This is a genomic window from Algibacter sp. L1A34 (assembly GCF_009796805.1).
GTDB lineage: Bacteria > Bacteroidota > Bacteroidia > Flavobacteriales > Flavobacteriaceae > Algibacter.
Map to the genome: position 1 here is coordinate 1,151,048 of NZ_CP047029.1, position 16,231 is coordinate 1,167,278.

The 16,231-nt window shown below is 31.6% G+C and carries 17 protein-coding genes; 2 read left to right on the forward strand and 15 right to left on the reverse strand.

Annotated elements, in window-relative coordinates:
- Nucleotides 1-47 precede the first annotated feature (47 nt).
- From GQR97_RS05085 to GQR97_RS05095, 3 genes are all read right to left on the reverse strand, one after another.
- Nucleotides 48-641 carry a hypothetical protein gene (locus tag GQR97_RS05085; protein WP_158846119.1) on the reverse strand — a complete coding sequence of 198 codons (594 nt, stop codon included), beginning with the start codon at nt 639-641 and terminating at the stop codon, nt 48-50.
- A gap of 367 nt (nt 642-1,008) precedes the next feature.
- Nucleotides 1,009-1,602: a hypothetical protein gene (locus GQR97_RS05090; RefSeq protein WP_158846121.1), complete on the reverse strand. Its 594-nt coding sequence runs from the start codon at nt 1,600-1,602 to the stop codon at nt 1,009-1,011.
- Nucleotides 1,603-1,998: 396 nt separating this feature from the next.
- A complete protein-coding gene (locus GQR97_RS05095) occupies nt 1,999-2,592 on the reverse strand; it encodes a hypothetical protein (protein WP_158846123.1) in 594 nt (197 codons plus the stop codon).
- A 201-nt stretch (nt 2,593-2,793) separates the two neighbouring features.
- On the opposite strand from GQR97_RS05095, the gene GQR97_RS05100 reads away from it, so the two are divergent.
- Nucleotides 2,794-3,666 (forward strand): AraC family transcriptional regulator, encoded by an 873-nt coding sequence (locus tag GQR97_RS05100; protein ID WP_158846125.1) that lies wholly within the window; start codon nt 2,794-2,796, stop codon nt 3,664-3,666.
- A 74-nt stretch (nt 3,667-3,740) separates the two neighbouring features.
- Here the strand turns inward: GQR97_RS05100 and GQR97_RS05105 are convergent, their stop codons facing one another.
- The 9 genes from GQR97_RS05105 to GQR97_RS05145 form a co-directional block, all read right to left on the reverse strand.
- Nucleotides 3,741-5,150 (reverse strand): SGNH/GDSL hydrolase family protein, encoded by a 1,410-nt coding sequence (locus tag GQR97_RS05105; protein WP_158846127.1) that lies wholly within the window; start codon nt 5,148-5,150, stop codon nt 3,741-3,743.
- Between the two features lie 73 nt (nt 5,151-5,223).
- Nucleotides 5,224-5,877: an HD domain-containing protein gene (locus GQR97_RS05110; RefSeq protein WP_158851601.1), complete on the reverse strand. Its 654-nt coding sequence runs from the start codon at nt 5,875-5,877 to the stop codon at nt 5,224-5,226.
- A gap of 19 nt (nt 5,878-5,896) precedes the next feature.
- Complete coding sequence (locus GQR97_RS05115; RefSeq protein WP_233267604.1) at nt 5,897-6,592, reverse strand: hypothetical protein; 696 nt, start codon at nt 6,590-6,592, stop codon at nt 5,897-5,899.
- A gap of 46 nt (nt 6,593-6,638) precedes the next feature.
- On the reverse strand, nt 6,639-7,340 hold the full coding sequence (locus GQR97_RS05120) for a hypothetical protein (RefSeq protein ID WP_158846131.1): 702 nt from the start codon (nt 7,338-7,340) through the stop codon (nt 6,639-6,641).
- A 103-nt stretch (nt 7,341-7,443) separates the two neighbouring features.
- On the reverse strand, nt 7,444-8,361 hold the full coding sequence (locus GQR97_RS05125; RefSeq protein WP_158846133.1) for a GyrI-like domain-containing protein: 918 nt from the start codon (nt 8,359-8,361) through the stop codon (nt 7,444-7,446).
- A gap of 3 nt (nt 8,362-8,364) precedes the next feature.
- Nucleotides 8,365-8,664 (reverse strand): n-acetylglutamate synthase, encoded by a 300-nt coding sequence (locus GQR97_RS05130; RefSeq protein ID WP_233267605.1) that lies wholly within the window; start codon nt 8,662-8,664, stop codon nt 8,365-8,367.
- A 51-nt stretch (nt 8,665-8,715) separates the two neighbouring features.
- Complete coding sequence (locus GQR97_RS05135; RefSeq protein ID WP_158846137.1) at nt 8,716-9,714, reverse strand: acyl-ACP desaturase; 999 nt, start codon at nt 9,712-9,714, stop codon at nt 8,716-8,718.
- Nucleotides 9,715-9,726: 12 nt separating this feature from the next.
- Entirely contained in the window at nt 9,727-10,464 is a 738-nt protein-coding gene (locus GQR97_RS05140; protein WP_158846139.1) for a lysophospholipid acyltransferase family protein, read from the reverse strand.
- 314 nt (nt 10,465-10,778) lie between these two features.
- Complete coding sequence (locus GQR97_RS05145) at nt 10,779-11,189, reverse strand: BrxA/BrxB family bacilliredoxin (protein WP_158846141.1); 411 nt, start codon at nt 11,187-11,189, stop codon at nt 10,779-10,781.
- A gap of 404 nt (nt 11,190-11,593) precedes the next feature.
- On the opposite strand from GQR97_RS05145, the gene GQR97_RS05150 reads away from it, so the two are divergent.
- A complete protein-coding gene (locus GQR97_RS05150) occupies nt 11,594-12,373 on the forward strand; it encodes a TerB family tellurite resistance protein (RefSeq protein WP_158846143.1) in 780 nt (259 codons plus the stop codon).
- A gap of 351 nt (nt 12,374-12,724) precedes the next feature.
- On the opposite strand, the gene GQR97_RS05155 is transcribed toward GQR97_RS05150, so the two are convergent.
- The 3 genes from GQR97_RS05155 to GQR97_RS05165 form a co-directional block, all read right to left on the reverse strand.
- Complete coding sequence (locus GQR97_RS05155; protein WP_158846146.1) at nt 12,725-13,915, reverse strand: DUF1501 domain-containing protein; 1,191 nt, start codon at nt 13,913-13,915, stop codon at nt 12,725-12,727.
- Nucleotides 13,916-13,917: 2 nt separating this feature from the next.
- Nucleotides 13,918-15,297 carry a DUF1800 family protein gene (locus GQR97_RS05160; RefSeq protein WP_158846148.1) on the reverse strand — a complete coding sequence of 460 codons (1,380 nt, stop codon included), beginning with the start codon at nt 15,295-15,297 and terminating at the stop codon, nt 13,918-13,920.
- Nucleotides 15,298-15,617: 320 nt separating this feature from the next.
- Entirely contained in the window at nt 15,618-16,220 is a 603-nt protein-coding gene (locus GQR97_RS05165) for a hypothetical protein (protein ID WP_158846150.1), read from the reverse strand.
- Between the last annotated feature and the right edge of the window lie 11 nt (nt 16,221-16,231).

Below are 16,231 nucleotides of genomic sequence, written 5' to 3' on the forward strand. Positions count from 1 at the left end.
ACCACGGCCCACTTTATCAACTAAACTAAACTAAATAAGACATTAAACTAATTGTTAATGAATTTCGTGTACTCGTTATTATCCGAGTTTAATACTATTTTATAACTTCCGGCTTCAAGTTTGTACGCCTTTTCAATAGTTTGTAGGTTTTCAAACTTATCAGAATAAAGTAATTGATAATCATTATTATAATTACCATAGATACTAATTTTTAAACTAGCATAATTTGGAGCAAACTTTGAAATGTAAACAAATCCATCTTTTTCTCTTACAAATGGTTTAAAAACTGTTACTTCTTCGTCTTTTTTAAACACGACCTTATTAGACTTTACAGTAAAAGGAATCGTTTTAATCTCAATATCCTTATCAACTTCAAAGAAATAATCACCATCTGGCAAAGCTGTTAAATCGAATCCTTTTCTATAAGTTCCAGATTCTACAATAAGCTCCTTATATAAGGTGAGACCATTCTGATCTTTTATTGATAGTAAATTACCTTCTTTAACATTATCAATTGTCAATGCTGTTTTTATAAGTCCTTTCTTTAAGGCTGAAGATTTGTCTTTTGCATTACCTACTAATACAGTTAACATAGCTACTGCAAATAGGATTTTTTTGGAATGTTTAATTACGTTTTTCATAATTTTGGTTTTTTTAACGTTCAACATGTCAAAAATACAACAGACGAACCAAACTCAAATCATTGATTTTGATGTATTTATGTGTTATTTTAACCGTTATCATTACATTAAATATATGTTAATTAAAATACCATACAACGTGGTTAAAAACACATATAATGCCATAGAAATGAAATTAAGCAAACTCAGTAAATTTAAAATAAGACATCATGGGTTTTTCTGAAGAAAGACTAAAACCCTACTAAGAATATACTATGCACAAAACTTAGAAACTTACACCATTTGATTTACTGTAAGTTTTAAACAAAAAAAAGTGGGCTACCACGGCCCACTTTGTCAACTAAACTAAACTAAATAAGACATTAAACTAATTGTTAATGAATTTTGTGTACTCGTTATTATCCGAGTTTAATACTATTTTATAGCTTCCTTTTTCAAGTTTGTATGCTTTTTGAATGGTTTGTAAGTTTTCAAACTTATCAGAGTGAATTAATTCAAACGCACCATTATAATTACCATAGATACTAATTTTTAAACTAGCATAATCTGGAGCAAGCTTTGAGATGTAAACAACACCATCATTTTCTCTAACAAATGGTTTAAAAACTGTTACTTCTTCGTCTTTTTTAAACACCACCTTATTTGACTCTACAGTAAAAGGAATTGTTTTAATTTCAACATCTTTATCAACTTCAAAGAAATAATCACCATTTGGTAAAGCTGTTAAATCAAATCCTTTTTTATAAGTTCCCGATTCTAAAATAAGCTCCTTATATAAAGTAATACCGTTCTGATCTTTGATTGATAATAAATTACCTTCTTTAACATTATCTACTGTTAAAGCTGTTTTTATAAGTCCTTTCTTTAAGGCTGAAGATTTATCTTTTGCATTACCTACTAATACAGTTAACATAGCTGCTGCTAATAGGATTTTTTTGGAATGTTTAATTACGTTTTTCATAATTTTGGTTTTAGTAACGTTCAACAGGTCAAAAATACAACAGACGAACCAAAATCAAATCATTGATTTTGATGGATTTATATACTATTTTAACCGTTAACATTAGATTAACTCAATGTTGATTAAAATAACATATAACGCAGTTAAAAATGCATATAAATAGAATATCGAACTATTCATAAATTGAATATTTTTAATTAAAAATTGTAATTTGAAATAAATGAATAGATAAGATTGTTTTAATTACTGAAGAATAAAAAGGAATTGATCTTCCTGGAGAATAACATCTTTTATTACTAAAAAAGATAAAAATAACTGAGGTTAAATTTAGCGCATAAAAAAGTGGGCCACCACAGCCCACTTTACCAACTAAACTAAACTAAATAAGACATTAAACTAATTAATGAATTCTGTATACTCTTTTTTATCAGAGCTTAATAATATTTTATAACTTCCTTTTTCAAGTTTGTATGCTTTTTCAATAACTATAGAATTTTTGATACTATCTGTATGTAGCAATTCGAACTCTCCATTATGGTTAGCATATATTTCAATTTTTAAAGTTGAAAGATTTGGTGCTAATTTCGTAATATAAACCACATCATTTTGTTTTCTAACAAATGGTTTAAAAACAGTAACCTCTTCTTCTTTATTAAAAAAAACCTCATTACTATTTACTGTAAAGGGAATCGTTTTTATTTCAACATCTTTATCAACTTCAAAAAAATAATTTCCGTTTGGTAAAGCTGTTAAATCAAATCCTTTTCTATAAATCCCAGACTCTTCAATGAACTCTTTATATAATGTTATACCGTTTTCATCTTTAATAGATAATAAATTTCCAGCTTTTACATTGTTAATCGTTAATGCTGTTTTAATTATATCCTTTTTCTCTAGAGTAGTATAACTTGTTTTCGCGTTACTTAAAAGCGTAGCACAAAATGCGGTTAACAATACAATTTTCTTTGAGATGATAATAGCGTTTTTCATGATTTGGGGTTAATTATGACTAACGGTACAAAGATACACGAGTAACAAAGCTTAAAAAACATCAATTTTAGCCTATTTATGTGCTAAATTATCTATTAATAGAGTGTTAACAGAATGTTAAGTTAATTAAACACATATTAAAGGTAATTAAATATACAATGTGTGCATAATATGTCGTAATTTTGCAACAAATATTCCCCTATGATTATTAAAAAACCTACATTAGAAAAAATTAGCCCCAGTTTTGGCAGTTCTATTTTAGTTAGGCAACATGGCGAAAAGGCTGATAAAAACAACGCTTTTTGGCACTTTCACCCGGAACTAGAGTTGGTATACGTAAATAAAGGACAAGGTAAAACACATATTGGAAACCATTTATCCTACTTCAATAATAGTCAACTTATATTAATAGGTGCTAATTTACCTCATAATGGTTTTAGTGATCGACTTACTGCTAATGGCACAGAGACTACGGTGCAATTTAAATCGAACTTTTTAGGAGATGATTTTTTAACTGTTCCAGAAATGGCAAGTATTGTTGCCTTATTTGAAAGAGCAAAAAAAGGAATCCGTTTTCAAATTGATACTAAAAAGAAAATTGGTCTTAAAATTGAAAAACTTTTAGAGCATGATGGTTTAAAACGTATGCTGAAGTTTTTAGAGATTTTAAATCACTTATCCAAAACGGATGATTATACTTTATTAAATGCCGACGGAATTGCCTTAGAAACCAACCCACAAGACAGCGATAAGATTAATACCATTTATAAGTACATCAATACTAATTTTAATGAGCATATTGCGCTAGACGATATTGCAAACGAAGTAAGCATGACCGTGCCTGCCTTTTGTCGTTACTTTAAAAAAACTACAGGAAAAACATTTACACAATTAGTGAATGAATATAGAGTGGTACATGCTACCAAACTTTTAAATGAAAGTAAAATGAGTATTGCTGATGTTTGTTTTGAGTGTGGCTTTAACAATTTCTCGCATTTTAACAAACAGTTTAATGAAATTACAGGTAAAACAGCTTCGCAATACCGAAAAGAAATTAAGCATATTATTCAGTAATACACTTGAGGTTTTATTATAAAGTTTAATGGCAAGCTTAAAGATTTAAGACTGTCATTGATATATATTAAATTTTATTTTACAAATAGCGTATAACTTTTTGTAACCGCGGTTTCTCTATTAAATTTAAAATCGAATATGAAATAAAACACCTTAGGCTTTGCATGCCTTAATCTTACTTTAAATTTATTGCTTCCTTCCTTAAATCTATAAAACCCTTTTTTAGTAATAATTTTTCGTCCTAGTTTATTATATAGCCTTACTTGTACCTCTCCAGCATTAAAACTATAGAAATTAATATTAAATTTATCTCCTACTAATTTAGAACGCCTTTTAATCGACATTTTTTTTACACTATCCTTGTTTTCAATATCTGTACCACGCAAACAGGTTAAATAATCAATATTTTCACCCAAAACACGATCTAACAATATATTATGGCCTGCATCATTAACATGCGTACCATCTCCGCTGTCTAAATAAGATAAAATAGTACCATTAGCATTCGAGATACCCGTCCAAAAATCAATAGTTCTATCGGTATACCTTCCTAAAATAGCTTTTTTAACATCTCTTTGAGTTTTAACATCAAGAGGGTTAGAAAAATACCTTGGCTGTGTTGTTGTTATCCAAATTGGAACAGAACGCTTTTCTGCCTCTACATTAATTTCGGCAAAATTAGTAAGTTGTGTTTGTTTTGAATAACCATTATAAGTATCATTTGATGGTAGATTTAAAATAATAGCTATAGGATTATACGATAGAGCTTTTGTAATATTTCTATTTACATCAATAGTCACTCCTGAAGGTAATAACGTAGGCGAATCTGTTGGCAGCAAATTAAATGTTGTAAGCCCTCCCAAACCAAAATTAAATACAACAAGACTTGTGTTTTTTTGAAATAGTTCGTTCTTATATTTATACACCCACGATTTCTCTATTGAAGAAGCTCCTAATCCTTCGGCAGTAGAAGACCCAATAACAACAATGGCACACACTGAGGTATTGTTAGATATTTCAAAAACGTCATCACTACTATCTATTAAACTTCCAGAAGTTAATCTCACCAAACAATTTCTAGAAACCTTATTAGGTATCACCCATCGGTAACTCTCCGTAGTACTAGGAACTGTTGCTATAACATTCCATGACCTTCCATTATTTGCTGAGTATTCGATAGCAATATCACTAACTAAATTATTGCTTTCCCAAATAATATTTGGATTCTTACCTACTTGCCAGAACTCATTACCATTGGGAGAAACTAAATTTAAACTTGAGTCGATGCTATAATCAACCGTTTTATCATTTAAACCACAAGTATCATCAACAAACCCAAAAGAGTTATAACTGATGCTGGGGAATAGGTTATCATCTAAAGAGGAAGAAGCACTATCAAAATTCAAAAATTCAGATTCTACCTGGCCGTATACTGGCAACCCTAGCACTAAAATAAAAACAGTAAGAATTAAGTTTCTTTTCATAAAAGGCTTGATTAAACCAAATTAGATAGAACGAAATAAAATCTATAAAACAAAAAAAGCAACAGTAACTTAATTACAAAACACCTGCCCACTCTTTATCAAATTGATTTAAAAACTGAAGCATAAACTCATGTCTCTCTCCAGCAATCAACTTTCCTGTTTTAGTATTCATTCTATCTTTTAAAAGCAATAATTTTTCGTAAAAATGATTAATTGTTGGTGCAGTCGATTTTTTATATGCTTCCTTACTCATATTGAGGTCAGGTTTTATTTCCGGGTTGTAAAGCGCCCTGTTTTTAAAACCACCATAATTAAAGCAACGTGCAATACCAATAGCTCCAATAGCATCTAAACGATCGGCATCTTGAACCACATTTAATTCGGGAGAAGTAAAATTCTGTTCCTCATTTCCGCCTTTAAAAGATATATTTTCGATAATATTTACTACATGTTTAATCGTTGAATTATCAACATTTTGTTCCAACAGAAAATCACTTGCCACTTTAGGACCAACGGTTTCATCACCATCATGAAATTTACTATCAGCAATATCATGAAGCAATGCCCCAAGCACCACAACAAATGCATCCACTTTTTCTGTTTTTGAAATTAAAAGGGCATTTTTATAAACACGTTCTATATGAAACCAATCGTGCCCACCTTCGGCATCTTTAAGTGTTTCTTTTACAAAAGTGATGGTTTTAGATATTATACTTTCTTGGTTTATCATGATAATATAACAGGATTTACACCTCGTTTTTCTTAGAATCTATTAACTCAATAAGCTTTGACAAAGAAGATTTAATTTTATCCGACTCACTCTTTTTAAGCATTAACTCAGTTTTATTCTTCATTCCGCTATAATTACCATCAGGATAAAGCGCTATTAATTTGGGAAAATACGTATCAATCCCAATTACAAATTTAGATTTCCCTTCTTCCGAAAAAGCATCTTCATTATTAACCTCATCTAAATAAATAATATAATTACTAATAAGAGTTTTTACATTTACATTAACGCTATTTTTTACCCGTAAAGAGTTTGGTTCGTCTGCACTCTCAATAATATTGTCATTTCCCAACTTAAAATAGTCAAGCTGTAAACCTAAACCAAATTGCCAAACAGCCAACATTTCTATCTCGTAAACGTATTTATCTTTTCTGTCTGTTTCCTTATAAATTTCAGTCATATCCTGCCAGTGATCAAAAAAAGTACTACCAACATTATTTCTGTGCTTTACACCTAACTCAGTATCTTCGAGAACAATCTTAAAATTCTGCTCATCTGTTAGTTTTTCAACAACTAATCTACTTTCAGGATCGTTAAACATTGGCTTTTTTTCATCATCCTGGTAACCAAATCTCAATTCTCGAATAGCATTATCATAATCCGTAGTATCCCAATATCTTTTATTTAGAGGAAAACCATGTTGTTCTTCCATTTTACAATGTGTTAACATTAAATAAATAAACAATAAAAACAAATATTTAATTTTTGACATCAATTACAATTTTTGGTGATTCATATTTGGTTAGCGAAGTTAATAAACTATCAACTTCTTTTTCATATATTTTTTGTTCTCTTAAAACATAACTATGAAATGTGTCATAATCATATTTTTTTTGAAAAGCACGTTCTTCTAGTCTTATTCTTTGAACTATTTCTTCGACCCTAGCCTTCTCAAAAGCAGACAAACTAGATATTTCTGCCTTAGCTTTACGTGCAAATAATTCTGTAATTTTAAAATGATATTTCTCGTGAGTTAAAAGCTCCTCACTATAGATATTCCTCTTATAAACAAAAGAGCGCGATGGATGAAACAAAGATTGAATAGTTGCCGAGTTCTCATCAATATCCACATCTATAGAAGTTACCACATAAGCAAACCTTTCATTTCCGTAAAGGGACTTTTTAAAAAACTCCAATCCTCGAAAATTTTTAAATGTAATCTGGTTATACTTGTCAAAAGTTAAAGGTTCTTCATAATTCAAGAAATTAGTATGACTTAAAGCACCAAAAAACATCGTGATAAACAACAATACTAAAACACTATATTTTGTAAAACGTAATAACTTTTTGAGCAATATTTTATTCTGAACATTACGCTCCTTTAAAAGGAAGTATAATTGATAAAATACAGGCGAGAAATATATTAATAAAACCAATACGATTATAGCACTATCACTCATTTGAAAATATTTGGTTTTAATACTCTAAAAGTATAAAAATAAAAATCTCTATCGATTAAAAAAAAGGAGTTGACACTTAATATAAACCATAAAATTTAACAACCTACTTAACCGGTATATAAAAATCAACAATAGCCTTGCCTTCCGGATGTTCTCGCATATCATTTTGATAGATTTCAAAAGGATTAGCATCTGCTTTTTTATAACCATTATCATGCATCCAAATAAAAAGGCTACTCCACGATTTTTCAAATTCTAGAGAAGTGACCTCAAAACTACCTACAATATACTTTCCAGCCTTTGTAGTTGTTTTATGGATATCATCTTCAACTAAAACCTCATTTTTAGTTAATACTGAAACACTCATACGGACCTTATCGGCATCCGTAATTTTAAAACTATCGTGAAATATTCTCGCTAATCGCGTTTCGGGTTGTTGCATTAATCCCTTTGGTATCGCCCATTTTATAATACGCTCAAAAGCTTTATCTATATTCTCGACACCAATATGAGTTACACTAGCAAAATGTAATTCTGGCAACTCTTTAATTTCAATTTTTGCATTCATTTTAATCCAATTTAAATGGTTATTAATGTTGCAAAAATAAGCTTCAAGCATAAAGTCTTCTTGTCCTTTCTTGCTTTCAACTATACCTATCTTGCTAAATTTATGGGGATGCTTTTTTCTAAATTCTGAAGGACTAACGCTATAAAATTTCTTAAAGGCTCGAGTAAAAGCAGAGTTACTACTAAAACCACTTTGTAAAGCTAACTCGTTAATATTACAATTCTTTTTATGAATTAATCCTTCCGAGGCTTTTTCCAAACGCTTTCTATTAATATAAGCATTTAGAGTTTCTCCAATTATAATTTTAAAAATACGATGAAAATGAAAAGGAGAAAATAAAGCAATTCTAGAAACGTTTTCTAAAGATAGCTTATCGGAAGCTAAATGCAAATCAATATACTTTAAAGCCGTGTTAACGCGTTTTATGTAATCTTTATCATGATTTTGTAGCATCGCTTAAATTTCTTCTAAAACAGAAGTACCTTTAGATAGATTACCCGAAGTCCATTGCCATTTTTCATGCAATCTAATTTTTCCATTTAACATTATTTCGGGAGTGGAGTTGCAAATTCCAGTCATTAACTCTCCATTTGCATTAATTTGATGATAGCGCATATTGATACTTCCATCATTTTCAACCAAACCAATTAAGTGTCCAGAAATAATAGAACTATCGCGATAAGCACAAGTTATAATGGAGCCCTCTTGTTTATATCCAAAAACAGCTGAAGATGAAACTTCACTGTTTTTGGACATTGAAACAGGTTTAAATTTTTTATTGTTGTAGTTAATCAACTAAAAAGAAGATTATTTTATAATTGCAGGTTGAACCCATTTAAATTCAAAAGAATTTTCAGGTACTTTCATACGCTCAGCAACACGGGTCATTCTAGACGGTAATTTCATAAGGTAATCTCTCGCCTTCTCAGCCTCGTCATTAAGGTTGGTTATTTTATCAATTTCCCAACGCTTAGTTAGTTTCTCTAAAATATCGATATAATCTAGTGAAGTATAAACCCCAATACGTTGTGCTGTATTAGAAAACTCTTCGAAAGCCGAACCAATTTTCCCGCCAGTTTCACGTAAAAAGTGAGCAGGCATGGTTATTTTTTGCTTCATCATGTAGTGAAAAGCCATCATCATTTGGTTTGGATCCACTTCAAAAATACGTTCTACAAATTCAGAATAAGCATGGTGATGTCTCATCTCGTCACCAGCAATAATCTTACACATTTTAGATAAACGCTTGTTACCAAAATCCTTAGCTATTTTAGCCACACGGTTATGCGAAACATAAGTCGCTAACTCTTGGAAACTTGTATAAACAAAGTTTTTATAAGGATCTCTATCAGTTCCAATATCAAAACCATCTGCAATTAAATGCTGCGTTGTTACTTCAATTTCGCGCATATTTACACGACCAGAAAGGTATAAGTATTTGTTAAGCACATCACCATGGCGATTTTCTTCACCCGTCCATTGGCTCACCCATTTAGACCAGCCATTTTTACCATTAACTTGATCTACACCTTCAACGTCCATTAACCAAGACTCGTAAGTTGGTAACGCTTCTTCAGTAATCATATCACCTACTAAAACTACCCAAAAATCGTAAGGTAACTCTTTGGCCAATTCTCTAATTTCTCTAACTTCTTCAAAAAATTCTTCATCCTTACCTTCTGTATTTGGTAAAAAGTCGGTAGGTTGCCAAATTTTTTCAATGGGAATTAAATACTTTTCCACTAAGGCATCAATATCCTTTTCCAAAAAGTTCATTACTTCAATTCGCTTGTTTTTTAACGCCATCAGGATGTGTTTTTAAAGTTTTATATGTTCTATAATAGTGGTTTCCACACTATTTATCAAATCTCGCTTATTAGCAAAGGTATTAATTTTTATAGGCTTATGCACGGTAAATTTTATATGCGTGCCCAAACCCATAGGGAATTTGCCATATCGCAACGTTTTCCAAGAGTTATTTATGGTGATTGGCACCACTAATGCCGAAGGGATTTTTTTTAATAAAATTTCCAAACCTTTTGTTTGAAATGGTTTTGGGTTCCCATCAACACTACGCGTACCTTCTGGAAAAATCACGGCTGCACGATTCGTTTTTTCAATATATTCACCAAATTTCATAATAGCAGGCAACGATTGTCTCGGGTTTTTACGGTCTATTAAACAAGAACCACCATGACGTAAATTATAAGATACACTTGGTATACCTCTACCTAACTCAATTTTACTAATAAATTTAGGATGATGTTTACGCATATACCACATAAGCGGCGATATATCGTACATACTTTGGTGATTAGAAACAATAATTATAGGTTGATCTGTAGGAATATCATAAGGATTATCGAATGTAAACCGCGTACCCAATATATTTAAACAACGCATTAAACAAAACTGCAAGGCGTCCACACTTTTTTTAAGCGCTTCATACCCAAAAACCCGATAGCAAAAAGCTTGGATAGGATGGAATATAACAATGGTTAGCAAAAACGCAAAGGCATATAAAATAGTTAACGGATAAGATATTAGTTTTACCATGCTTCAAAAATAAGTAAAAACTTAGTTTTAAAAAACAGCCACGCACTTGTTATTTTCGCAAATAATATGAGTTGGCGGATTTATCACTGAACAATCTGAAATAACATTCCATTTCTTATTAAAATCAGCTTCAGCTTCATTATGTTTTTTTAATAGATGTAAAAGCATCCAAAGGAGTTGCGTGAATAAAAAAAACCTACGATTTATCGTAGGTTTTTTTTATAATATAAATCGCATCACTTTATTACAATCAAGTCTTAATTCTTGTTTCTTTCAGTGCAGCGATCTTAAATGTTTTATCGAAAAAAACTCGACTAACAATTTGCGTTGTAAGCATCTGAAAGGTTTTCAGCAATTAACTCAGCTGGACGACCTTCAATATGGTGACGTTCTAACATATGTACTAATTCGCCATCTTTAAATAAAGCCATACAAGGTGAACTTGGAGGAAACGGAACCATAAATCCACGCGCCGCATCTACAGCCTCTTTATCAACACCTGCAAAAACCGTAGTAATATGGTCTGGGCGTTTTGCGTTTTGTAAACTCATTCTCGCACCTGGACGCGCATTAGCTGCTGCACAACCACAAACCGAATTTACAACCACAAGCGTAGTTCCCGGTTTTGCAATAGCCGCCTTAACCGCCTCGGCAGTGTGTAATTCCTCAAAACCAACTTTGGTTAAATCCTCACGCATTGGTTTTACTAATTCTGCTGGATACATATCTTTTATTTTTTTATTTTATAATTAATCTCGATACAAAGTTAATCAAAAATCGTGCGATTTAAGACAACTGTCAGGTTTAAGTCGTTCATAACCATCAAAACCTGACAAATTTTCCCGTTTATTTATTTGGGCGTTCCCCTCCGGGTCAGGCTATCTGCTATATCTTTTTTAGTGCAAAATGATTTCCGCTTCATACTAGAACACAGTAAGAATCAAAAGTTTTAGCTAGAATTTAAACTATAGTAAAAGCACAAAAAAAGGATGCCGCTTCTATCCTTAACGCACATATCAGCAAAGTGATAGCATAAGTTAAAAGCATCACAAATTTGCCGATGCTGTAACAAAACCACAAAAAACTCAACTAACAATAGTATATTTGAAAATTAAAATAAATACAATACATGAATTTCTCAAAATGGATAGGCGCCTCTTTAGGCTGGTCGTTTGGCGGACCAATAGGCGCCATAATAGGCTTAGCATTAGGTAGCGTTATAGATGCCATGTCTGATGGAAAAGGAAGTCCTTTTTTAAAACAAGGACAACCTCAACAAGGTCAAAGAACCACATATAGCACACGAACGCAACAGCGCCCACAAACCCAATCGGGCGATTTTGAAGTCAGTCTGCTTATTTTAGCATCCATAGTAATAAAAGCCGATGGCAAGCAAGACCAACGCGAACTCGATTTCGTGCGTCAGCAATTTGTTAATATGTACGGAAAAGAAAGAGCAAACTCTGCTTTTGCGCTTTTTAAAAACATTAACAAACAAAATAATATTTCTACACGCCAAGTGTGTTTACAAATAAAACAAATGATGGATCATCCATCGCGTTTGCAACTTATGCATTTCCTTTTCGGAATAGCTAAAGCCGATGGTACTGTAACCGAAGACGAGGTAAAACAAATTTACACCATAGCCGGTTATTTAGGTATTAGCTCTCGCGATTACGAGAGTATAAAAGCCATGTTCTACAACAGCAGTGAAAATGCTTATAAAGTTTTAGAAATTACTAAAAGTGCTAGTGTAGACGAAATTAAAAAAGCCTACCGAAGCATGGCTAAAAAGTATCACCCAGATAAAGTAATCCATTTAGGAAAAGAACATCAAAAAGGTGCTGAAGAAAAATTTAGACAAGTGCAAGCTGCTTATGAGCAGATACAGAAAGAGCGCAGATTTTAATTAAATTTGACTGATTTATACATATCATATTATTCAGGACTTATAATGATAACTATTTTGAAACTTTAATACATATTCATACTTAAAAACAAGTACTAGCAAGAAATATTTTATCCCAAACCCTTTTAAAACTTAAAATAAAACAAACCGTTAAATCCCTAACAAAAAACTAGCTACTCAGGTTGGTTTTTACTAGTTTATTTTATTAACCTAGGATCTCCAGTATTAATATCGAGCTGCCCATCCACTAACTTCCTTTTTAATAAAGAATTCCGTATAATTTTAATAACAGAAAGTAAAGCCATAAATAAAACTTAAAACACTTTCAGAATTGAAATAAGCAATAATAAACTAAATAAACTCTAATTGATTAAACGATTTACCAAGAACCTTTTCATCATTAACATCGAGCCATTTATTCAAAACAGTGGCATAAATAGTACGGAAATCGATTTCAAATTTCAAATCACCATTATCATCCAAATTGCTTAAACTCGCCATATTATTATACAAACCTTGTTTTTTTAATTGACCACCGATAACAAATACATTGTTAGATGTACCATGGTCGGTACCCACATTTGCATTTTGTTTTACACGACGACCAAATTCCGAAAAGGTTAAAATCAAAGTATCGTTAAAGGTGTTATTCATTTTTAAATCGTTTACAAAGGCTTCAACACTTTCAGCATAAATATTTAACAATTTACTTTGTGCTCCCAACTGGTTTACGTGCGTATCAAAACCTCCCAAAGCACTATAAAATACTTTAGTATCCAGCCCAGAATTAATAAACTTTGCAGTAGTTTTTAACTGATTTGCAAAGTGATTTTGTGGGTATTCAGTTTTAGAAGAAAATGTTTTACTGGTTTCGTAAATATATTTTGCAGACGATTCTGCCGAAATCATTGACTTGTACAAATAACCCAAATTATGCTCACTTAAATGTGCATCATCTTGATGTTTTATTACGTTTTTAATATACGGGTCTTTAGATAAATTATACAGCGTTTTAGCATCTTGAGTCGCAATGGCATTCACATCCTCTCCTTTCATGGCAAGCGATAAGCTATCATTTATTTCAATAGCACTGTACGGATGTTTACCATACTGATCTAGATAGCGACCAAGCCAACCACTTTGCGAGTATTTATCGGAGTCGGAGGCTGTTTGCCAAATATCCATTGATCTAAAATGCGAACGAATTGGATTTGGATATCCCACATTGTTTATAATACACAAATTACCATTATCGTAAAGTTTTTTTAACGGCTTTAAACTTTTATGTAAACCAACCTCATCATTTAATTCTAAAATCGCTCCCTTTTTTATCCCTAAACTTGGACGTGCTTTATAATACAAATCGTTTTGATATGGAATTACCGTGTTTAATCCATCATTTCCTCCAGAAAGTTGAATAATTACCAAGCGCCTATACCCCAATTGGCTTTGCGCTACTTTCTCGAATGCTTTTACAAAACTTGGCACAAAAAACAGACTACTTGCAAGCGACGATTGTTTTAAAAATTTTCTTCTATCCATGATTAACACATTTGATATTCGGGTAACGACATAAGTTGAATGCAATATTCTTGCTTTGAAACTTTGCTTAACGATTTTAGATATGTATTAGCATTTTCGTTAATTGTACATGCTAATAGGTAATTCTCTAAATCGGAAATTTCTACATTACTAAAATGTCTATTGAAAATAGACCAATCAGCTTCCGTTTTAAAACGCTTTCCATGTTTCTTTTTAAAATTTTCTTTAGTTTCAACCATAGCATCGTCAGTTCTACCAACCTTGGCTTTAGAAATATAAGCATCATTTAATATAAGCGAAGGCAGTTTTAACCGCAGTGTAATAGTGTTAGAATCTATCCAAGTTCGCCCACCTTTCCAACCAGCGACATTAGGCGGATTCAATAATATTTGTCCCAATAATTTCTGAAGAACGAATAGCTGTTTCGATGATTTAAAATTAACAGGAACAACAGTTTTTAAACCAACCAAAAGCTCTATAGGCGATTTAATTTTTGTACCCATATTTTCCTCGTCATAAAACCAACTAGAAAGCATTAGATACCGCATTAGATTTTCGATGTTGTAATCTTTATAAAACACATCGGCAAGCTCCTCTACATGATTTTTATTGATAGTATCATTAACAAAATAACTATAAATTTTACCACAAATAAATGTGGCGCATTCCTTTTTTTCGAGGATTAAATCGACAATATCATCACCAGTAAAATTCCCTATTTCCCCAAAAAATGTTTTATCAGTTTCATCGTGTGTGCGATTTTTAAAAAGAAAGTCTCCTTTTAAGTTATGGCCATAACCAGTAAAGGCTTTAGCACTTTCTTGAATATCGTATTCGGTGTAATTCCCAACTCCTAATGTGAACAACTCCATGAGTTCTCGAGCAAAGTTCTCGTTAGGTTTTTGTTTTTTGTTTTGCTTGGTATTCAAGTATTTTGTCATGGCGGCTTCCTTAGAAATCGCTTTTACAAAATCTTTAAAATTTCCAAGAGCATGTTCGCGAAGTCGATTATGAAAGTTTTGAGTATAAACGTAATTATTATCTTCACATACAAAATGATTCGCCCAAAAGAGTGTCATTTTTTCTCGTAGCATTTCATTAGAATTCACCAACCTTTCAACCCAAGCAACATTAAGTTCTTTTGTTTTCTGCCGACTTAACTTCTGAAATTTTTTAATATTTGCTTTCGTCTTTTCGTGTGTACCATTTAACAACTCATCGAGCTCAACTGTATCAACTTTTAAAGGTGTTACTTTTTTTGATGCTTCGATGATGCCATCAACTATCTTTTTTTTATTCTTTTTTGAAAGCTTTTCGAGTTTGTTTGGAAGAATACCAAAACCAACACGCCAATACAAATGCTGAATATGATTACTTTTCATATAACTCAATTTAAATTATTGTTTTAAAATTGAAAACAACGAATTTGTTATTACTTTGACTTGGATGAATTAAAAAAGTTTAAACATTTACATATTAAGATAATACAAGTCATATATATAAATGGTTCCGAAATCATTTATTAAAACACAAAACAAACCACTTTATTATAGTATTTAAAAATAAAACATATTATTAAGCATTGTATGCAAGTCTTAACCAAGAAATATAGGTGCGTGAAAATTTCTTCTAAAAAAAAACGTTTATTCCGATAGCTATCGGAATAAACGTTTTTTAACATTATAGTTTTAGACTTAAAGTATTACTTACCGCCATCTAATTCATCTTGCCATTTTAAAAGCTCAGCCCATTTACCTTCAGAAGCTAACCCTGCTTGTTTTGGCCATGTACCTGGTTTATGAATTTTATAACGTTCGCCTCCTGAATCTAAGACGCTTTGGCATTTTTCAATACTACATTCTGATAATGCTTTCCATGTTTTAACATCATGATCATGAAATAATCCTTGAATTTTTGGTCCAATACCTTCAACAACCGTTAAATCGTTTTCTTTTATTTTTTTTCCAAAAACTGCTTTTGCTGCCGCGCCATCAAACACACTTAAAACAACAGGAGCTATTGCTGCTGCAGATAATGATGAAGCTAACGACGCCTTAGTCGATTCTAAAGATGCCTTAGCAGAAGCTTCTGCAGAAACAGATGATGCTAATGAAGCTTTTGTTGTTTTTAAATCACCTTCTAAAGATACTTTACTCAATTTACAAGCATTTAAGTCTGCTTCAAGTTTCGCAATTCTTGTATTGCACTCGTCATGGTTTCCTCCGCCTAAAAGTTTACCTAATAAGTAACCTAATATTGCGCAAATAGCACCTACTAATAATGGGATTAATATACACCAATTCATAATTTTATTTT